General features: G+C 41.9%; 12 protein-coding genes, 12 tRNA genes and 3 rRNA genes. 1 reads left to right on the top strand and 26 read right to left on the bottom strand.

Annotated features, from left to right (window positions below; translation table 11 throughout):
• Window positions 1-2: 2 nt before the first annotated feature.
• The 26 genes from A5816_RS15615 to A5816_RS15480 all read right to left on the bottom strand — a co-directional run bounded on the left by A5816_RS15615 (window position 3) and on the right by A5816_RS15480 (window position 19,067).
• Window positions 3-92: transfer RNA gene (locus A5816_RS15615), tRNA-Ser, on the bottom strand.
• A gap of 23 nt (window positions 93-115) precedes the next feature.
• Window positions 116-189, bottom strand: a tRNA-Ile gene (locus A5816_RS15610).
• 13 nt (window positions 190-202) lie between these two features.
• Window positions 203-276: transfer RNA gene (locus A5816_RS15605), tRNA-Met, on the bottom strand.
• A gap of 27 nt (window positions 277-303) precedes the next feature.
• Window positions 304-376 (bottom strand) — tRNA-Ala (locus A5816_RS15600).
• 19 nt (window positions 377-395) lie between these two features.
• A tRNA-Pro gene (locus tag A5816_RS15595) sits at window positions 396-469 on the bottom strand.
• A 9-nt stretch (window positions 470-478) separates the two neighbouring features.
• Window positions 479-552: transfer RNA gene (locus A5816_RS15590), tRNA-Arg, on the bottom strand.
• Between the two features lie 10 nt (window positions 553-562).
• Window positions 563-648: transfer RNA gene (locus A5816_RS15585), tRNA-Leu, on the bottom strand.
• A gap of 16 nt (window positions 649-664) precedes the next feature.
• Window positions 665-736, bottom strand: a tRNA-Gly gene (locus A5816_RS15580).
• An 11-nt stretch (window positions 737-747) separates the two neighbouring features.
• Window positions 748-820 (bottom strand) — tRNA-Thr (locus A5816_RS15575).
• A gap of 17 nt (window positions 821-837) precedes the next feature.
• A tRNA-Leu gene (locus tag A5816_RS15570) sits at window positions 838-919 on the bottom strand.
• A 7-nt stretch (window positions 920-926) separates the two neighbouring features.
• Window positions 927-999, bottom strand: a tRNA-Lys gene (locus A5816_RS15565).
• 3 nt (window positions 1,000-1,002) lie between these two features.
• Window positions 1,003-1,075, bottom strand: a tRNA-Val gene (locus A5816_RS15560).
• A gap of 13 nt (window positions 1,076-1,088) precedes the next feature.
• Window positions 1,089-1,204 (bottom strand): 5S ribosomal RNA (gene rrf / locus A5816_RS15555).
• A 96-nt stretch (window positions 1,205-1,300) separates the two neighbouring features.
• Window positions 1,301-4,215, bottom strand: a 23S ribosomal RNA gene (locus A5816_RS15550).
• Between the two features lie 344 nt (window positions 4,216-4,559).
• A 16S ribosomal RNA gene (locus A5816_RS15540) occupies window positions 4,560-6,120 on the bottom strand.
• The 16S, 23S and 5S rRNA genes sit together here with 12 tRNA genes alongside, the layout of an rRNA operon.
• Before the next feature lie 522 nt (window positions 6,121-6,642).
• On the bottom strand, window positions 6,643-7,953 hold the full coding sequence (locus A5816_RS15535) for a glycoside hydrolase family 28 protein (protein WP_086311718.1): 1,311 nt from the start codon (window positions 7,951-7,953) through the stop codon (window positions 6,643-6,645).
• A gap of 11 nt (window positions 7,954-7,964) precedes the next feature.
• Window positions 7,965-9,383 (bottom strand): MFS transporter, encoded by a 1,419-nt coding sequence (locus tag A5816_RS15530; RefSeq protein WP_002297765.1) that lies wholly within the window; start codon window positions 9,381-9,383, stop codon window positions 7,965-7,967.
• 240 nt (window positions 9,384-9,623) lie between these two features.
• Window positions 9,624-11,192 (bottom strand): glycoside hydrolase family 43 protein, encoded by a 1,569-nt coding sequence (locus A5816_RS15520; protein ID WP_002373248.1) that lies wholly within the window; start codon window positions 11,190-11,192, stop codon window positions 9,624-9,626.
• Window positions 11,193-11,195: 3 nt separating this feature from the next.
• Window positions 11,196-11,606 (bottom strand): DUF4064 domain-containing protein, encoded by a 411-nt coding sequence (locus A5816_RS15515; protein WP_002373246.1) that lies wholly within the window; start codon window positions 11,604-11,606, stop codon window positions 11,196-11,198.
• Window positions 11,603-12,526, bottom strand: a complete 924-nt coding sequence (locus A5816_RS15510; protein WP_086311716.1) for a pectinesterase family protein — start codon at window positions 12,524-12,526, stop codon at window positions 11,603-11,605. Before A5816_RS15510 ends, A5816_RS15515 begins: the two co-directional genes overlap by 4 nt.
• The gene (locus A5816_RS15505; RefSeq protein WP_070770271.1) at window positions 12,523-13,401 is read right to left on the bottom strand and encodes a dienelactone hydrolase family protein; all 879 of its coding nucleotides are present in this window, start codon (window positions 13,399-13,401) and stop codon (window positions 12,523-12,525) included. The genes A5816_RS15510 and A5816_RS15505 overlap by 4 nt, the downstream gene beginning before the upstream one ends.
• Complete coding sequence (locus A5816_RS15500) at window positions 13,388-14,725, bottom strand: glycoside hydrolase family 28 protein (protein WP_002373241.1); 1,338 nt, start codon at window positions 14,723-14,725, stop codon at window positions 13,388-13,390. Before A5816_RS15500 ends, A5816_RS15505 begins: the two co-directional genes overlap by 14 nt.
• Before the next feature lie 2 nt (window positions 14,726-14,727).
• Complete coding sequence (locus A5816_RS15495) at window positions 14,728-15,831, bottom strand: glycoside hydrolase family 105 protein (RefSeq protein ID WP_002310857.1); 1,104 nt, start codon at window positions 15,829-15,831, stop codon at window positions 14,728-14,730.
• Window positions 15,832-15,904: 73 nt separating this feature from the next.
• A complete protein-coding gene (locus A5816_RS15490) occupies window positions 15,905-17,413 on the bottom strand; it encodes an extracellular solute-binding protein (RefSeq protein WP_086311715.1) in 1,509 nt (502 codons plus the stop codon).
• Window positions 17,379-18,071, bottom strand: coding sequence for a YesL family protein (locus tag A5816_RS15485; protein WP_002373238.1), 693 nt, complete (start codon window positions 18,069-18,071; stop codon window positions 17,379-17,381). The genes A5816_RS15490 and A5816_RS15485 overlap by 35 nt, the downstream gene beginning before the upstream one ends.
• A gap of 21 nt (window positions 18,072-18,092) precedes the next feature.
• Window positions 18,093-19,067 carry a sugar ABC transporter permease gene (locus A5816_RS15480; RefSeq protein ID WP_002286009.1) on the bottom strand — a complete coding sequence of 325 codons (975 nt, stop codon included), beginning with the start codon at window positions 19,065-19,067 and terminating at the stop codon, window positions 18,093-18,095.
• 297 nt (window positions 19,068-19,364) lie between these two features.
• On the opposite strand from A5816_RS15480, the gene A5816_RS15475 reads away from it, so the two are divergent.
• Entirely contained in the window at window positions 19,365-20,237 is an 873-nt protein-coding gene (locus A5816_RS15475; protein WP_002329939.1) for a carbohydrate ABC transporter permease, read from the top strand.
• Window positions 20,238-20,340 lie beyond the last annotated feature (103 nt).

The following is a 20,340-nucleotide window of genomic DNA, read 5'->3' as shown; positions in this document are numbered from 1 at the left end:
AAAGGAGGATAAGGGATTCGAACCCTTGCACGGTTTTACCCGCCTGACGGTTTTCAAGACCGTTCCCTTCAGCCGGACTTGGGTAATCCTCCATATGAAACTTACAACGCCACAATGGACCTTGTAGGACTCGAACCTACGACCGGACGGTTATGAGCCGTCTGCTCTAACCAACTGAGCTAAAGGTCCAGGCTCTTAAAAATCGCGGCGGAGGGGATCGAACCCCCGACCTCCCGGGTATGAACCGGACGCTCTAGCCAGCTGAGCTACACCGCGAAAAAGATATTCATTATTTAAATGAAATGGAGCCTAGCGGGATCGAACCGCTGACCTCCTGCGTGCAAAGCAGGCGCTCTCCCAGCTGAGCTAAGGCCCCGTGTTTAAATTTATAATTATCGGGAAGACAGGATTCGAACCTGCGACCCCTTGGTCCCAAACCAAGTGCTCTACCAAGCTGAGCTACTTCCCGTTTAATTAACGCGCCCAAGAGGAGTCGAACCCCTAACCTTTTGATCCGTAGTCAAACACTCTATCCAGTTGAGCTATGGGCGCATATTTGAAATGCCGAGGACCGGAATCGAACCGGTACGGTGATCACTCACCGCAGGATTTTAAGTCCTGTGCGTCTGCCAGTTCCGCCACCCCGGCGCGATTGCTTTGGCAAAGCGGAAAACGGGGTTCGAACCCGCGACCCCCACCTTGGCAAGGTGGTGCTCTACCACTGAGCTATTTCCGCGTGTTTAAAGATGCCGGCTAAAGGACTTGAACCCTCGACCCTCTGATTACAAATCAGATGCTCTACCAACTGAGCTAAGCCGGCATGTAAAACTTAAATGATGCGGGTGAAGGGACTTGAACCCCCACGCCGTAAGGCGCTAGATCCTAAATCTAGTGCGTCTGCCAATTCCGCCACACCCGCAAAAATATGAGCCGTACAGGGCTCGAACCTGTGACCCTCTGATTAAAAGTCAGATGCTCTACCAACTGAGCTAACGGCTCATATGGAGGTTAACGGGATCGAACCGCTGACCCTCTGCTTGTAAGGCAGATGCTCTCCCAGCTGAGCTAAACCTCCATGGATAACTTAAGCGTGGCGACGTCCTACTCTCACAAGGGGCAACCCCTCACTACAATCGGCGCTAAGAAGCTTAACTTCTGTGTTCGGCATGGTTACAGGTGTATCCTTCTCGCTATCGCCACCACACTGTGGTGTTATCTTTTATTGAGTAAATTTTGTTCACTCAAAACTGGATTTGAAGTCATATAAGTTTTTTTGCCGAGTTCTTTTCTTTTTAACCTATTGGTTAAGTCCTCGATCGATTAGTATCAGTCCGCTCCATACATCACTGTACTTCCACTCCTGACCTATCTACCTGATCATCTCTCAGGGATCTTACTTTCTTAAAGAAATGGGAAATCTCATCTTGAGGTGGGCTTCACACTTAGATGCTTTCAGCGTTTATCCCTTCCCTACATAGCTACCCAGCAATGCCCTTGGCAGAACAACTGGTACACCAGCGGTAAGTCCATCCCGGTCCTCTCGTACTAAGGACAGCTCCTCTCAAATTTCCAACGCCCGCGACGGATAGGGACCGAACTGTCTCACGACGTTCTGAACCCAGCTCGCGTGCCGCTTTAATGGGCGAACAGCCCAACCCTTGGGACCGACTACAGCCCCAGGATGCGACGAGCCGACATCGAGGTGCCAAACCTCCCCGTCGATGTGGACTCTTGGGGGAGATAAGCCTGTTATCCCCAGGGTAGCTTTTATCCGTTGAGCGATGGCCCTTCCATGCGGAACCACCGGATCACTAAGCCCGACTTTCGTCCCTGCTCGACTTGTTGGTCTCGCAGTCAAGCTCCCTTCTGCCTTTACACTCTTCGAATGATTTCCAACCATTCTGAGGGAACCTTTGGGCGCCTCCGTTACCTTTTAGGAGGCGACCGCCCCAGTCAAACTGCCCATCTGACACTGTCTCCCACCACGATTAGTGGTGCGGGTTAGAGTGGCCATAACGCAGGGGTAGTATCCCACCAGCGCCTCCATCGAAACTAGCGTTCCGATTTCTACGGCTCCTACCTATCCTGTACATGCGGTACAGACACTCAATATCAAACTACAGTAAAGCTCCATGGGGTCTTTCCGTCCTGTCGCGGGTAACCTGCATCTTCACAGGTACTAAAATTTCACCGAGTCTCTCGTTGAGACAGTGCCCAAATCGTTACGCCTTTCGTGCGGGTCGGAACTTACCCGACAAGGAATTTCGCTACCTTAGGACCGTTATAGTTACGGCCGCCGTTTACTGGGGCTTCAATTCGTACCTTCGCTTGCGCTAAGCACTCCTCTTAACCTTCCAGCACCGGGCAGGCGTCAGCCCCTATACTTCATCTTACGATTTTGCAGAGACCTGTGTTTTTGATAAACAGTCGCTTGGGCCTATTCACTGCGGCTGATCGTATGATCAGCACCCCTTCTCCCGAAGTTACGGGGTCATTTTGCCGAGTTCCTTAACGAGAGTTCTCTCGCTCACCTTAGGATTCTCTCCTCGACTACCTGTGTCGGTTTGCGGTACGGGCCGCTGTTTTCTCACTAGAAGCTTTTCTCGGCAGTGTGACATCAGGAACTTCGGTACTATTATTTCCCTCCCCATCACAGCTTGTCCTTAAGAAAAGAAGCATTTGACTCCTCTTCAGACTTACTGCTTGGACAGACATTTCCAATCGTCTGCATTCCTTAGCCTCCTGCGTCCCTCCATTGCTCAAACAAAAACAACGGGTACAGGAATATCAACCTGTTATCCATCGCCTACGCCTATCGGCCTCGGCTTAGGTCCCGACTAACCCTGGGCGGACGAGCCTTCCCCAGGAAACCTTAGTCATTCGGTGGACAGGATTCTCACCTGTCTTTCGCTACTCATACCGGCATTCTCACTTCTAAGCGCTCCAGCAGTCCTCACGATCTGCCTTCGACGCCCTTAGAACGCTCTCCTACCAATACACCTAAAGGTGTACTCCACAGCTTCGGTAATATGTTTAGCCCCGGTACATTTTCGGCGCAGGGTCACTCGACTAGTGAGCTATTACGCACTCTTTAAATGGTGGCTGCTTCTAAGCCAACATCCTAGTTGTCTGTGCAACCCCACATCCTTTTCCACTTAACATATATTTTGGGACCTTAGCTGGTGGTCTGGGCTGTTTCCCTTTCGACTATGGATCTTATCACTCACAGTCTGACTCCCGGATATGAATGAATGGCATTCGGAGTTTATCTGAATTCGGTAACCCGAGATGGGCCCCTAGTCCAAACAGTGCTCTACCTCCATCATTCTCAATTCCGAGGCTAGCCCTAAAGCTATTTCGGAGAGAACCAGCTATCTCCAAGTTCGTTTGGAATTTCTCCGCTACCCACACCTCATCCCAGCACTTTTCAACGTACGTGGGTTCGGTCCTCCAGTGCGTTTTACCGCACCTTCAACCTGGACATGGGTAGATCACATGGTTTCGGGTCTACGACTACATACTCAAACGCCCTATTCAGACTCGCTTTCGCTGCGGCTCCGTCTCTTCAACTTAACCTCGCATGCAATCGTAACTCGCCGGTTCATTCTACAAAAGGCACGCCATCACCCATTAACGGGCTTTGACTTGTTGTAGGCACACGGTTTCAGGTTCTATTTCACTCCCCTTCCGGGGTGCTTTTCACCTTTCCCTCACGGTACTGGTTCACTATCGGTCACTAGGGAGTATTTAGCCTTGGGAGATGGTCCTCCCGGATTCCGACGGAATTTCTCGTGTTCCGCCGTACTCAGGATCCTCCTAGGTGTCTTCCACATTTCGTCTACGGGGTTTTTACCCTCTTTGACTGACTTTTCCAAGTCATTCGACTATCTGAAAGAACTACCATATCGGAGTCCTACAACCCCAACAAGCAAGCTTGTTGGTTTGGGCTTTTCCCGTTTCGCTCGCCGCTACTCAGGGAATCGAATTTTCTTTCTCTTCCTGCAGGTACTTAGATGTTTCAGTTCTCTGCGTCTACCTCGAATGTGCTATGTATTCACACAATCGTAACATCCTATTAAAGATGCTGGGTTCCCCCATTCGGAAATCTCTGGATCATAGCTTACGTACAGCTCCCCAAAGCATATCGGTGTTAGTCCCGTCCTTCATCGGCTCCTAGTGCCAAGGCATCCACCGTGCGCCCTTATTCACTTAACCTTATCAACCTTGCGGTTGGGTTTTGATCCTTCTTCTAGCGATAGAATTCAGATCAAGAAAATAAGCAATTGAACTTATTAAAAAACTCTATCCAGCTCACAAATCAGCCTGTGCGGCAAAAAGATCGATCGTCTCATAAAATCAAAGATTTCATGGCCGTCCGCCTATTTTGCTTCAGGCTAAACAATTTGTTTAGCTTTCAAATTCAACGCGGTGTTCTCGGTTTGTATTACTTACATTTACTTCAAATATCCAGTTTTCAATGAACAAAAGTGTTTGAGAGTAAACCTCTCAAAACTGAACAAAGTAAAAACAAATTGTGTAGTCTCCGTAATATTCCTTAGAAAGGAGGTGATCCAGCCGCACCTTCCGATACGGCTACCTTGTTACGACTTCACCCCAATCATCTATCCCACCTTAGGCGGCTGGCTCCAAAAAGGTTACCTCACCGACTTCGGGTGTTACAAACTCTCGTGGTGTGACGGGCGGTGTGTACAAGGCCCGGGAACGTATTCACCGCGGCGTGCTGATCCGCGATTACTAGCGATTCCGGCTTCATGCAGGCGAGTTGCAGCCTGCAATCCGAACTGAGAGAAGCTTTAAGAGATTAGCTTAGCCTCGCGACTTCGCAACTCGTTGTACTTCCCATTGTAGCACGTGTGTAGCCCAGGTCATAAGGGGCATGATGATTTGACGTCATCCCCACCTTCCTCCGGTTTGTCACCGGCAGTCTTGCTAGAGTGCCCAACTAAATGATGGCAACTAACAATAAGGGTTGCGCTCGTTGCGGGACTTAACCCAACATCTCACGACACGAGCTGACGACAACCATGCACCACCTGTCACTTTGCCCCCGAAGGGGAAGCTCTATCTCTAGAGTGGTCAAAGGATGTCAAGACCTGGTAAGGTTCTTCGCGTTGCTTCGAATTAAACCACATGCTCCACCGCTTGTGCGGGCCCCCGTCAATTCCTTTGAGTTTCAACCTTGCGGTCGTACTCCCCAGGCGGAGTGCTTAATGCGTTAGCTGCAGCACTGAAGGGCGGAAACCCTCCAACACTTAGCACTCATCGTTTACGGCGTGGACTACCAGGGTATCTAATCCTGTTTGCTCCCCACGCTTTCGAGCCTCAGCGTCAGTTACAGACCAGAGAGCCGCCTTCGCCACTGGTGTTCCTCCATATATCTACGCATTTCACCGCTACACATGGAATTCCACTCTCCTCTTCTGCACTCAAGTCTCCCAGTTTCCAATGACCCTCCCCGGTTGAGCCGGGGGCTTTCACATCAGACTTAAGAAACCGCCTGCGCTCGCTTTACGCCCAATAAATCCGGACAACGCTTGCCACCTACGTATTACCGCGGCTGCTGGCACGTAGTTAGCCGTGGCTTTCTGGTTAGATACCGTCAAGGGATGAACAGTTACTCTCATCCTTGTTCTTCTCTAACAACAGAGTTTTACGATCCGAAAACCTTCTTCACTCACGCGGCGTTGCTCGGTCAGACTTTCGTCCATTGCCGAAGATTCCCTACTGCTGCCTCCCGTAGGAGTTTGGGCCGTGTCTCAGTCCCAATGTGGCCGATCACCCTCTCAGGTCGGCTATGCATCGTGGCCTTGGTGAGCCGTTACCTCACCAACTAGCTAATGCACCGCGGGTCCATCCATCAGCGACACCCGAAAGCGCCTTTCAAATCAAAACCATGCGGTTTCGATTGTTATACGGTATTAGCACCTGTTTCCAAGTGTTATCCCCTTCTGATGGGCAGGTTACCCACGTGTTACTCACCCGTTCGCCACTCCTCTTTTTCCGGTGGAGCAAGCTCCGGTGGAAAAAGAAGCGTACGACTTGCATGTATTAGGCACGCCGCCAGCGTTCGTCCTGAGCCAGGATCAAACTCTCATAAAAAGTTCGAACAATCTTGTGATTGTTAAGCTCAATTTGTTTGCTAGCATATTGCTTGCTTGTTAAAAATGTTTGTTGTCTTGAATTGAATCAAGACGCCCTACACATTTGGTTTGTCTTACTTTGTTCAGTTTTCAAAGGTCTACTTCATCGGAAGCGTTTCTCCGATTTGTTTTGGCTGCCGTAGCAACTTTTATATCATATCAGAGTGACAAGCGATTGTCAACTCTTTTTTAAAAGTTTTTTCGATTTCGTTTTTCGAAATCTTTCAGCAACTCATTTATCATAACTTATCGTTTGTTATTTGTCAAGAACTTTTTTGAAGTTTTTTTCGATAGGATCAAGCTTCGCAAACTGTTCTTTTTTAACGACTCAGTTATCTTATCACGTCTAAAAACACGTGTCAACTCTTTTTTGGAATTTTCACAAAATGTTTCAATCAGATGCGACAACGTTGTTTAATATATCATTAAAAAAAATAAAGGTCAAGCTAAAATAATATTTTAGCTTGACCTTATTATAATTTCAACGATTGTCAAAAGTATTGTTTGCAACTGTGTTCCCTGTTTCTATTGATAGGATACAGCTTTCGAAACATAAGTTTTGAACTGCTTCGATTCGTCCAAATTCTTTTGCAGTTATTGTACAATGAGTAAAGCAGACATCTTCTATAGGTTTTTCAGGAAATGCTACCAAGTCAAAAGCCCGAGAAGGAAGTGGATAGCCTAGAGAAAGACTTGCCTGTACATTTTTGACATGTATGTCTCTGACTTTTGTCATTTGTTTTGATTCAGGTATTTCTTCAGCCACTGCTTGCCAACTTTCTGGCATTCGTTCAAGGCCATTGCTATTTTTTCTATTATATTCATTATGCCAGTCCATTATCCAAGAAAACGGAAATTGTACATCCATCATATTCAGGTTTTCTACCCTGATATTTTCAATCACTCCCCCTCTTTCTCTTGAAGATTTCATTCGAATACCACAGTCTGACTGAAAAAAATTGATATCGTGAATATACACATCACTAACTCCAGCACTAACTTCGCTACCAATAGTTACACCGTAACCTGAACGAATGTTACATCTCGCAATCTCGATTCTTGATGATTTTCGATTGACTCTTGCACCGTTCCCGTCCCTGCCAGATTTAATAGCGATACAATCATCACCACAGGCCAAATCACATTCATAGATACGCACATCTGTTGAAGAATCAATATCAATCCCATCTGTACTTGGCCCATCATTATGACGGATGATTACTTTTTCTACTAATACATCGTTAGAATAAGTGATTTGCAGGTTCCAAAAACCTGATTTTTGAAAAATCAAATCACGAATGACAACATGTTCTGCATGATACAGTAAACACGCGCGCGGACGCTTAATAGCATAATCTGCAATCCAACGCAGTCCCTTTCGATCATATTCAGCTCTTGTTCCGCTTTTTTGGTCTTTCCCCCAATATAGTTCCCACCAATGCTCTCCTTGTCCGTCAATTATTCCTTTTCCTTCTATAAGAATATCTTTTGCTGAGAGAACATTCAAAATCGCTGCTGGCCATTTCATTTCTATTCCAGCAACTCGTGTATCAATCTCTGGAAATGCTTCGATCTCTGTTTTTCCCTTGAGAACAGCCCCTTCTTCGAAGATGAGATGGCTCTTATCTTTTAAAAAAAGTGCACCGACTAAATAAATACCTTTTGGAATAAATACGGGCAAGTGTTCTTTTGCACCTTGATTGATTGCCTTTTGCAGCATTACTGTATCATCTTGTTGAATGTCGTTTGTTTTAAAGTCTAAAGCATTGATGAACTCTTTTTTTGTCTGCAATACTTTTCTCCTTATCTTTCATTGATTTTTTTTAATTCTTCACCAATAAACACAGTTTTCGAACGATTCAGCGGATACCCTACTAATAAAATGATTGCGGATACAAATAAACAGAATGCTGGTAGCAAGTTTGCCATCGTATAAATTCTTTCTTGTACTAAAACTGATTGGATGGCCCCACCTGTTGTAGACGATTGGTAACCAATGAGTGCTAGCATAAATCCGCCGACTGCTCCTGCGCATGCTTGTCCTACTTTTCTCGCAAAAGAATTCACTCCGTATACTGTTCCATCTTCTCTTAAGCCTGTCTTATATTGATGATAGTCAATCACGTCAGTAATGAATGCCCAGACCATCAAATTGAATAAACCAGATCCTAAAGTAGCAATAAATAAAAGAATCAGATATACCCATGCATTTGTTATATGAAGGAAATACATCAGCAAGTACATACATGAAGAAGCGAGTAACGCAAATACGCTTGCTTCCTTTTTACCAAATAATTTTGTCAGCTTTGTAGCAAATGGTGCTAAAACTACTACTGTTCCGTAAGTAAATAAAAGAGCAACAGACATTGCTTGTTTATTATGGAAGTAATCATTAAATAAATAAGTCATATTCGTCCCAGCTAAAATCTGATTGATCACAATGAAAATGTCAACAATGACTAAAATAATCAGTGCTCGGTTAGCCAATAAACCTTTTACCAACTGAGAAGCAGACACTTTTTCGTTTTTGACAACTCTTACTCGTTCAGTAGTCAATTTACAAGTCAGCATGTATGCGACAAATGCAATTGCCGCACATCCGATGGAAATCCAAAAGAAATGATTCCCCGAAACGACTTGCTGCCCACTCTTGTTATGGGTGTACATTAAAATCGGGATAAAGAACCCTGTAGTTGACCCGCCAATCGCAGAACCAATGCTTCGGAATGTGGATAACGAGGTGCGGTCATTAGGATTTGAACTAATGGCTGCTGCCATTGCTCCGTAAGGGATATTGATTGTTGACAGAAAAATACCATAAACAATATATGAAACAAAAATATATGCAATCTTCACCGTCATTGGAAGATGTTGGACGAATGGTAAAAACAAAATGACTGTCACTAAGCAAAATGGATATTTCATTTTTCTGATCCAAGGAATAAATCGGCCAGCTTCTGTTAACTCTGAGACATCGCATAATCTTCCAACCATCACATCAGCAAACGCATCCAAAATTCTCGAAATCAAGAATAACGTACCTACGATTGCTCCTGAAACACCAAGAACATTCGTGTAATAAATCATCAAGAAACTATTGACCAAACCTAAAATAAAACAGTTACCTAAATCACCGAACATGTAGCCTATCTTATCGGAAATCCCAAATTCCTTTTTTTCTTTTTTTACTGTATTTGCTGTAACAGCATTTTGTGAAAGCATTTGAATTCCTCCTACCTCTTCTAGTAAACGTTTTCAAAATTATAACTCTTTTTTTCTTGTTTTGATATTCACAATATTGACTTTTTATTGCACTATCTTGACAGAGAAAAAACAAAAATACGTTTAAAAACATTGGCAGAAAAGGGCATTAATATTATTTTCATAACATCATAGATAAACAAAAAGATTCACTAACTAGCAAAAACAAGTTAGTGAATCTCTATTTATTAGAGAGCTAGGTCATTCATGATCTTTTCCATCATACTTAAAAAATTCAAAGTCAGCATAACTTCCTCTTTTTCTATTTAAATCATGTACGACTATCCCGATAAAATTCCCCGTAAATCCACCTGAGAGTATACACATGTTTTTTTGTAGACCTACTTCCTTCCATTCTTCAGATGGTGCGTCTTTCAAATAAAACTGTGCTGTCTCTTTCTTTACGGCTACTTTCAAGAAAGTCTTCTTTTCTTTGAGTGGAATCCTCCAATCTTCTATTTGTGCAACTCCGTTTTCTGATTCTATCATACGAAGACATTTTCCCTTGTTTTCATCCCAAGTAACATAGCAATAAATATAATTGGATTCATTTAAGTACAATACCAGTCCAGCCATCTGATTAAAATTATTAGGTGTATATTCAAATGCTGTCTCCGCATCAAAAGTAAAATCCGTTTGCCGAATAGCTAATAAGTGATGGTCAAAGGTAGATTGAAGGGATTCACCGGCAATCAGTCGTAAAAAACCAGGTCTAGTTTTTGTATCACACCAATCAACCCTTGGCAAAATACGTCTGGCATTCCAGTTCTTTTTTAGCTCTCCTTCGAATGTATCCATAAACTGATGATTTCTCTCTTGTTGTACCTCTTCATTCGTCTCAATCATTATTTCTTCCATTGGAGTTGTCTGGTTATCTTTAAGCCTTAACCAATCGTCGGACGTCCAATACACTTCTTGGATAGCGGTTTCTCTTCCCAAAATAGCCGCACCGTTTAATGGTCTGGTACAAAGATATGTCATGTACCATTTTCCTGACGGGGTTTGTACTAAGCTCCCATGTCCTGTACATTGCAATGTAGAAGCAGGTTTGTCACTAGCTGTCAGCATAGGAAAACCAGGATCAAGCTCGTAAGGACCAGTAATATTCTTTGCTCGGCAGACTGTGACTGAATGTCCTCTTCCTGTACCGCCTTCTGCCGTCATCAAATAATAATACCCGTTACGAAAATACAAATGCGGTGCCTCCGTTTTCGCTAATTCTGTACCTGCAAATATTTTATAGATGGGACTATCAAGCTTCTTCTTCTCTGCATCATATTCTTGCAATACGATACCGCTGGATTTATTCGGTGTGTCCAGACGATAATCCCATAATTCATTGACAAGCCATTTTTTTCCTGTTTCCAAATCATGAAACAAAGAAGGATCAAAACCGTTGCTATTTAAATAAATCGGTTCGGACCAAGGTCCTGTGATCTCAGATGCAGTAATCAAGTAATTGTGGACATCTTTAAACGGACGGCCTGCACTTTTGACCTCTGTGTAAACAAGATAGAACAATCCGTCAGCATAACTGATTTGCGGTGCCCATATGCTTCCGTTTGTAGGATTTCCTTGCAAAGATACTTGAGTGGTCAAAATATCCGTTGTATGTGACCAATTGACTAAATTCTTCGACTCATATACTCGAATTCCTGGAAGCCATTCAAAAGAGGAGACAATAATGTAATACCGGTCTTTCGCTCTTAAAATATTAGGATCTGGATTGAACCCTCTTAAAATAGGATTTTTCACTTTGATAGTCTGCATGATTCAGGCTTCCTTTCTCATTCTTACTCGATACAAACTGAATGCCCCAGCGGCAAAATAAAAAAATGCAAAAGGAAACGCAATAAACTGAGTGCCGACCAACAATATAACTCCCGTTATAAAATACAAACCAGTGGCAGTTGTTAAGTATTTTCCTTTAGCCGTCAAAAATAGTGCTACTGCTAAAAAAGCAAGTGAAATAAACAACACAACGGCAAACAGACCAGTCATGTCCTGTAATAGCTCAAATGTATTTTCTAAAGACAAAGTTGGATGATCGACAGCAAGCGACTGATAACTTTTTTTAAACTCTGACGCAGACATATTACTTAAAGTAACTGCTAATCCGCCAAAGAAAATCAGAGATAGGCTGCCACCGATCATTCCTAGCAATAGTTCCCATTTTCTTTTCATTTCAGAACCCCCTGCTTTTCTAAATAGATCCATTCAGGTCTTTTGATTGGTGTTTCATAATTGTTATTTCGTTCAGAGAATTTGGCAGTCTGTTCATTTTTCTTGTCATCCCAATTATCCCAACCAGTTGGGTGAACATGCCCACCTATCTTACACGCTTCAAACACGACATTTGCATACGGGCGCCACGGTCTTCCTAAATAGACGTTTTTAGTATCAGGCTCTGCAGTCAAGGTACAGCTTTCAAAATGATACCCTGATTTTTGATTTTTTGGCGTAGATGCTGCTGTGATATATCCAGGATTTTTACTGGCTAAGCTATGGATACGGCACTGGCGAAAAACTGCATCTGCCCCACCAAATATGAAATCCACCGTTCCTTCAATCCAGCAATATTCATAGGTCTGACGACAATAATCAGGATTGGCAGAAGCCGGTGTACAAAAAGGCGTACCATCTTTTTGCAAGTCAGGCAACGGACCCGTGCATAAAGTATCCTGATAACCAGTTAGTCGACAGTTTTTTAACAATACGCGATCTCCTGAATTGAATAAAGCAACAGCTTGACCTACTTTTTCTCCTGGACCTGCTGTATTTTCGATGTGAAGATTTTCTAATACGACATTCGATCCTTCTAAGAAAAAAGTAGCACTTCGGAAAGTCCCTAACTGGCTACCGTCAAGATACTCCTGTTTTGCAAAACGATTTCCGGAGATCACTACTGTTCCTGTTCCCACAAGTTTAAAATTGGATAATCTGCTTTCTATATATTCATCATATCTTCCTTCTTTTACTATCAAGACCTTTGGATGGCTATCTGGCAGGCCTGCCAAATAATCGATTCCTTCTTGGATAGTTTCAAAATCCGTCGGGGTATCTATAGAATTTTTTCCAATTATCAGTTTGTCTTTCATCCTCATAAATGCTCCCTTATGAATTGTTTCCAAATGTTTCTCATTTCTTGTGTTTCCATATGACCGCCTGTTAAAGAAAAAGAAGAAAAGTTTTCTGGACTACCCATTGATTGATACTTTTTGTCCAACCCTTTTCTCAGCTTCAGTACACCTTCGTCCAAGCACATCGTATCGTTTTTTCCAACTAAGCTAAGACGAGGGCGCGGAGCGATTTTTTCTTGGATTGCTAACGTTGTATAAGCTGTCAGTAGGTTGGGCACATAGTAATAAAACCCATGATGATCTAGGCGACGATGTAGCAAAAGTGTTTCGATGTCCACCTGTGCCGCTAGATCAATACAAACTTTGACACGAGAATCCAATGCCGCCACCCACCAGCTTAATAAGCCTCCCATAGAAAGACCAATCGTTGCGATCCGTTGAGTATCTGTGTCTTCCCTTGTCTCCAAATAATCGATCAAGCTGATCACATCATAAATACGCATTCCCCATAACGTTTTTCCTGTTAATAAAAATTGTTTGAACAACTCGCTTTCGGAAATACCTCCGCGTTCTTCAAATCCCCAAGCATCAATCGACCAAACAGCATATCCCATTCCTGTCAGTACTTCTGCAAAAGATGGAGAAGCTAAGTAAGGAGCACCATGGATCAATTCACTTTTCCCGACTGAAAAATCTCCGCCGTGAGAATGCAGGTAAAGGACCGTCGGAAACGGTCCTTCTTTCTCCGGGTAAGCATAAAGTGCTGGTACTGTTTCCAATTCATTTAAGTACAGTTGATAATATTCAAGCATAAACCCATTTTGTTTTTCTCGGTATAATCGCTTTCCACTAGGAGTAAGTCTGCTAGATGGATCACCTAAAAAGTCATTCAACTGCATAAGCAAAGTTTTTACGAACAACCAGCTCATCCATATTTTCCGATTGAGTTGACCGGAATTTCTCAATACTGATTTCTTTCGTATTTTCTAATAGAAATGCTGGTCCTTCATGATTCTCAATCGTCATTTGATTAAAGGAAACCTTATCCGCAAAACCAATGTAAAATCCTTGCTTGCTCATTTCCTCTATCCCTGTCATCATAGCAGGAACACCGGGAACTGCATCTTGGGCCATTGAAACATCAATATTGTCAAATGTGATTTCTTGTATAAACTGTTCTGCTAATCCATAAATAAATCCTGCAGAAGCATGGACATTCCTTGCCGTGATATTCGAAAAATGGATCCTTCTGAATGCTGGTGTCCGCTCATCTATCGGATAAGCCGTTTTTTCCCATACATATGGTTCTTTTCCTCGCGGACCGCAGAAATAATAAAGATTCAGTATAAATGGACACATCACATTATCCATGACTATATTGGATACTCGAATATCTTCAACGATCCCGCCTCGACCTCGTCTAGATTTCAATCGTATTCCTCGATCAGTTTCTTGGAAGATACAATTTGAAATGGTAATATTACGTATACTGCCACTCATTTCACTTCCTAACACGACCCCACCGTGTCCATGGACCATCGTACAATTTGTGATCGTGATATTTTCACAAGCGATCCTTTCGTACGTATCTTCAGTCCCTGCTTTGATTGCGATACAGTCATCTCCCACGTCAATATGGCAATTACTAATACGCACATTTTTGCAGGATTCTGGATCGATTCCGTCTGTATTTGGTGAATCCGCGGGGTTCAAAATCGTCAAGTTGTCAAACGTCGCGTTGCTACAAAGAATTGGGTTGATCGTCCAACTTGGTGACTGGATCAGTTTGATATCTTTCACAGTGATTCGATGGCAGTTATGGAAACTCATCAATTTAGGACGAGGATAAGCCAGATTATCTGGTTCGTTTCGGAAAGTATGCCACCATTTTTTTCCATTTCCATCTAATGTACCGAAACCAGTGACAGAGATGTTCTCTACATTTTGAGCATAGATACAGGAAGCATAGACTTTTCGATGGACTCCTTCCCAACGTGAATGAACAATAGGATAATCTTTTGGATCGTCAGAGAATTTCAAAACCGCCCCTGCGCTCAAATGAAGTTCTACATTGCTTTTTAAAAATAAAGCCCCTGTTAAAAATTCACCTGCTGGCACAACTACGGTCCCACCACCTGCGCTTGCTGCTGCATCAATCGCTTGTTGTATTGCTTCAGTATTCAATTCATCAATTGATGCACCAAATGTCAAAATATCATACATATTTATAATGCCTCCACTTCGATCAATGCTTGCAAGAATGCACCGACACCTTTTTGATCATTACAAATAATCGGCTCACTGATGTAGTAAGCGTATGAACCATCTCGCTGCTCTGCTCCGCCTAACCCTGCTACTTGACAGTTTTTGTTCAAGTTCAACCAGCCTTCTTTTGTTTCAAGAACAAATTCATCGAGTAGTCCTTGATGAGATTTTTTCACTTGCGGCAGCCACTCTTCTTTGTTCAGCAAGCCTAAGCGTATCCCTTTAGCCATTGCGTAAACAAACATACTACTGCCAGAAGCTTCCAGATAATTTCCTTTCCGTTTTGTTTCTGTTGTTACTTGATACCATGTCCCACTGTTTTCTTCTTGATACGGAAGTAATGCGGTCAATGTCTTTTCTAAAATTTCCTTCAGCAAAGAACAATCCGTTTCCGCATGAAGCAATTCATAGGTATCTGCCGCAGCCATCAGATACCAGCCAATCGACCGACTCCAGAAATGATGAGATAAACCTGTTTCTGGGTCAGCCCATGGTTGGACTTTCTTTTCATCCCATGCATGGATTAGTAAATTTGTTTTTGGATCGAATAAATGTTTATAGCTGATTTCAAACTGTCTCAAGACATCTTGGTAATCTTTTTCCTCACTAAAATTCTGGATAAATTCAGCATAAAAAGGTGAGCCCATATATAATCCATCTAACCAAATTTGATAAGGATAAATTTCTTTATGCCAAAAAGCCCCTTCGGATGTGCGTGGATGGTTTGCCAACTGCTGGGAAAGGAGTTCTGCTGCTTTTTTATATTTTTCTTCGCCTGTTTCTTTGTACAATAAAAAGAAAAGCTTTCCTGTATTTACATGGTCGATATTGTATTCTTCAACGCTGTAGCCACGGATCGTTCCATCTTCTTGCACGAAATAGTCGATATTGTCTTTTATGAAATCAAAATAAATTTTTTCTTGGGTTTGTTCCCAAAGTAATTGGAACCCTTTAAGTACGACACCATAGTCATAAGACCATTTTCCTTTATACCACTTTTCTTCATATAAGCGAGGTGTTCTTTCCATGATGCTTTTTGCTAATTTCTTTGACCAGTTTTCCATTATTTGCTCTCCTTTAAAAATTAAAATAGGATTTGGGACAAATACCAAGAAGTATTTGTCCCAATCGTCTATATTACTGTGCCGCTGCTTTGTATGCTTCCTCGTACTCTTGTGTGATTCGATCGCCTCCCTGTGCTTTCCAGTCTTCTACAGCTTTCTTGAATCCTTCTTCGTCAAGCTGTCCCATGATGTATTGCACCGTAGCATCAATGACGATTTTTTCAATTTCTGATCCTACTTCATTGTTCGTCGGTGAATCCAATGGCACAGAAGGATCCATTACAGCGAATTCTTCGTTTTCTTTGATCAATTGATTCGACAATTCTTTTTCAGGATCTGCATCTTTGAAAGAGAACGTCACTTCACTAGGCCGAGAACTTGATAGCGGTTGCACTTCTTGTTGCCAAAGATCCATATCGATAAATTCAATAGAACCATCATCATTCAATTCATAATGCGTTCCTTCAATACCACCAGTCATCAATTTATACATATCTTCTTCTAGAAGATCATCAACAAATTGCAGTAATTTCTTCAATTGTGCTTCGTCTTTTACTTGGGATTTAGGGAATGCTAGCAAACCGCCAATACCATTTCCTTCTGACCAAACATGATAGTCGCCGCCTTCACCATCTGAGATCTTGTTTACAGGAATCAACTCCATATCATCTTGAATGCCTTGTCCCATTGTCTTCAAGTTCTTGATGTCCACCATTCCAGTGTAGATCCCTGTTCTTCCTTGTGCAAATTGTTCTTGTTGGTCCGTTTTTTGAGTAACCGCAAAGTCTTGAGCTAAATAGCCATTCTCAAATAGATCTCTTGAGAAGTTCAACGCTTTCATGTATTCTTCTGTATCAAATTCTGGAGTGAATTTGCCATTATCGTCTACAGCCCAACCATTCGGTGCTCCAAAATAAGAAGTGAACAGCTTAAAGCTGGTATAACGAATATCACTAGGCGCACGATCACCAAAACCAACTGTATCATCCACACCATTTCCATCTGGATCGTTTTCTGTAAATTGTTTAGCTACTTCGTAAAGTTCATCCATCGTAGTTGGAACATCTAATCCAAGATTATCCAACCAATCTTTTCGAATGACTAAACCAGCACGAGCATAGTCCTTTTGCATTGGCACGCCATACAGTGCTCCGTCGATACTTGCAGCTTCGATCCTATCCTCAGAGATTTGACTTAAGTTTTTATAGTCTTTTAAATATTCCGATACATCCCAGAATACGCCTGATTTCAACGCATTTCGGACAGAAGAGTTTTTCAGCATAGCAATTTGAAGTGTAACGATATCTCCTAGTTCGTCAGAAGCCAATGCAGTTGTCAGTCTTTCTTCTTTTGAAGCATCAGGAATCCAATTGAATGTAAGTTCCGTATCGGTTTTTTCTTCGATTAGGTTCACGATTGTGTCAGTTGGTGGTGAAGCATGGTGTAAAATATTCAACCAAGTGATTTTTGCTTTCCCATCTTCTGTCTCTGAAGAACTGTTGTTTGAACTGTTGCCGCATGCGGCAAGTGCTAGAATTCCTGCAAAACTAAGACCTAATTTTACGAGCGTTGCTTTTTTCATAAATTTTCTCCTTCACTGTTTTAATGATATTTTTGTTTTCTTCTGTTTTTTCTGTATATGAGTTCTTCCATTCCAAATGACAAAATATAGAATTTGCTGTCCACGTGACTGCGGAAAAGAAGAGACTGCCACCGATAAAGGTTAAAACACCTGGCATTGTTTGGATGATCATCAGGTAAATCCCCACCATACTTAGGATCAACACTAATGAATAATGAAGATGAGAGAATCCGAACAAAAATGCCATTTTCATTTTGAAAAAATATCCTTTCCAATCATAGTGAGCCATGATTGGGAAAATATAGAGTGCTGAGAGCAAATACATGAACGCAGCAATATACAAAGCGATTCTAAGATACCAATTGTGTATGAAAGAAAGATCCACAAGTAAAACAATTCCGATGACACCGTATATCCAGCTCATCAGTAAGGTTTCGCGATAGTTTTCTTTAAAATATGAGAAGTACGTTTTCGTCAAAGGAAATGTTTCTTTTGTGCGCAGCCATTTTCTAATCACTGCAACCATTGCATAAGATGCAGGACCAAAAGTAAAAATCCCTAGTCCTGCAATGACCAAACCACCCCACAGAAAATTCAAATAAACCAACTGTAAAATACGATTTAGCCTTCCATTTATTTTATCTAATGACTGCAGCATGTCTTTCCCTCTCTTTCTAAATTAGTAAACGCCGTCTTCTCCTAGCTTTTTGGCGATCTTATTAGCTAAAATTACCATGAATAATCCTACGACCCCTTTAAACAATCCCATTGCTGTACTGAAACTTAATTGTCCATTCTTCAATCCAGCTGTATAAATGTAGGTGTCGAAAATTTCTGCAACACTTCGATTCAATGAATTCAATAACAAGTACATATGCTCGAAACCTAAGTCCAGTGTCTGACCGATTTTTAGAATCAGCAAGGTAATGATTACTGGACGAATTGCCGGTAATGTAACATGCCATGTTTTTCGCAAGCGTCCTGCTCCATCCATTTCAGCTGCTTCATATAACTGTGTATCTACTGCAGTGATCGCTGAAAGGTAGATGATCGTAGACCAGCCCAACTCTTTCCAGATTACTTGTCCAATATAGACTGTTCGTGTCCACTCAGGAGATGTCAGAAAACTGATTTTTTCAAAACCCATCGTTGCAAGGAATTCATTCAATACCCCTCCGTCAACGTTCAAAAATACATAAGTAATCGAAACGATGATTACCCAAGACATGAAATGAGGGATATAAATGATCGTTTGAATCCCATTTTTCAGTCGCTTGTTCGTTACTTCGTTTAATAGTAGGGACAAAATAATTGGCATCGGAAAAAACACAAAGATATTTAACCCGAACAAGATCAAAGTATTCCTTAATAAAGTAAAGAAAGTCGGCTCTGTAAACAAACGAATGAAATGTTTGAATCCCACCCAAGGACTGCCCATTATCCCTAAAAATGGTTGATAATCTTGAAAAGCAATAACGAGCCCTCCCATAGGAAGATACCTAAAGATCAGGAAATAAAGGACCCCCGGCAGAATCATCACGTATAAAAATTTATTCGTTTTGATTCCTGCAATTATTTTTTTTCGTCTTCTGAGCTTTTCTTCTTTTTTCGATAGCGTCAGTTGAAATGGTTCTTGTTTCTTTACACTTTCCATAAGCCCCTCCTTAGTTTTGTGAATGTTTGCTGCTTATGTCTTTATGATAGATAACTATCCGAATTACGTATATAATCATTTTCATCGCATGTAAAAACGCTTACACAACAATGATTTTTATACTCGCAAAATATAAAAGTATATTTCTTCACAAATAAGATACGCCTACTAACTATTCTATTTTTTTCTATCTGACACTTAACGTAGGAAATGATTATATACGTAATCTTTCACCGATGATAAATTGAATACATAGAAACAGAACTTTTAATTTATTTTGAGGAGGAGCCTATCTATATGAAAAAGAAAGTCTCTATAGGAGAAAGAAGTTTTACATTTTTCAACAATACGTTTCTGATCTTGCTAGCTTTGATCTGTATCGTGCCTTTTTTAAATATCATCGCTACATCTTTCGCTTCTACACAAGAAGTCGTCGCGAAAAAATTTATCCTTTTCCCTACCACCTTTTCTCTAGACGCGTATCGCTATATTCTATCTACGCCAACTATTTTTAGAGCACTTGCTGTTTCGATTGGCGTTACCGGGGTTGGAACGATCGTCAGCATGTGCGCAACTTCACTGATGGCATACGGGCTTTCCAGAAAGTACTTGTTTGGTCGAGGATTCGTCAACTTTCTTGTTGTATTTTCTATGTTGTTCAGCGGGGGAATGATTCCCACATTCTTGGTTGTTCGTTCTCTGGGACTGGTCAATTCTTATTGGGCAATGATCTTGCCTGTAGCTGTTAATGCAATGAACATGATCATTATGAGAAACTTTTTCCAAGCCTTGCCGGATAGTTTGGAAGAATCGGCAAAAATGGATGGTTGTACAGATTTTGGTGTATTTTTCAAAATCATGCTACCATTAGCGTTACCGTCTATTGCTACTATCTCACTTTTTTATGCTGTTACTTACTGGAACACTTATATGACCGCTATTTTATATATCAACGATTCATCTAAATGGCCGATACAGATTCTTTTACGTCAGATCGTCATTGTATCAAGCGGGATGCAAGCAGAAAGTAGTGCCGTTGATGTGATTCCACCAGCACAAACAGTTAAAATGGCTGTTATCGTTATTGCAACAGTCCCTATGCTGATTGCTTATCCTTTTGTTCAGAAATACTTTGTCAAAGGCGCACTCGTAGGTTCTGTTAAAGGTTGATTATGTATGGAACATAAAATGGAGGTTGTGAAAGAGACGTTCAGCCTTATTGTTTATAAGCTGTCTCTTGAACACCGTTTATTCGCAAAAAGGACTGTGACAA

This window comes from Enterococcus sp. 3G1_DIV0629 (assembly GCF_002141285.1).
Lineage (GTDB): Bacteria > Bacillota > Bacilli > Lactobacillales > Enterococcaceae > Enterococcus_B > Enterococcus_B lactis.
Note: the sequence above shows the minus strand (reverse complement) of the source record. Positions and strands in the feature narration are given on the sequence as shown.

Bases quoted from the DNA above. Each gene is read 5' to 3' on its own strand.
- A5816_RS15475 (WP_002329939.1), top strand. From the start codon at position 19,365: ATGAAAAAGAAAGTCTCTATAGGAGAAAGAAGTTTTACATTTTTCAAC.
- A5816_RS15530 (WP_002297765.1), bottom strand. From the start codon at position 9,383: ATGCTTTCACAAAATGCTGTTACAGCAAATACAGTAAAAAAAGAAAAA.
- A5816_RS15495 (WP_002310857.1), bottom strand. From the start codon at position 15,831: ATGGAAAACTGGTCAAAGAAATTAGCAAAAAGCATCATGGAAAGAACA.
- A5816_RS15505 (WP_070770271.1), bottom strand. From the start codon at position 13,401: ATGCAGTTGAATGACTTTTTAGGTGATCCATCTAGCAGACTTACTCCT.
- A5816_RS15485 (WP_002373238.1), bottom strand. From the start codon at position 18,071: ATGCTGCAGTCATTAGATAAAATAAATGGAAGGCTAAATCGTATTTTA.
- A5816_RS15500 (WP_002373241.1), bottom strand. From the start codon at position 14,725: ATGTATGATATTTTGACATTTGGTGCATCAATTGATGAATTGAATACT.
- A5816_RS15490 (WP_086311715.1), bottom strand. From the start codon at position 17,413: ATGAAAAAAGCAACGCTCGTAAAATTAGGTCTTAGTTTTGCAGGAATT.
- A5816_RS15480 (WP_002286009.1), bottom strand. From the start codon at position 19,067: ATGGAAAGTGTAAAGAAACAAGAACCATTTCAACTGACGCTATCGAAA.
- A5816_RS15515 (WP_002373246.1), bottom strand. From the start codon at position 11,606: ATGAAAAGAAAATGGGAACTATTGCTAGGAATGATCGGTGGCAGCCTA.
- A5816_RS15510 (WP_086311716.1), bottom strand. From the start codon at position 12,526: ATGAGGATGAAAGACAAACTGATAATTGGAAAAAATTCTATAGATACC.
- A5816_RS15520 (WP_002373248.1), bottom strand. From the start codon at position 11,192: ATGCAGACTATCAAAGTGAAAAATCCTATTTTAAGAGGGTTCAATCCA.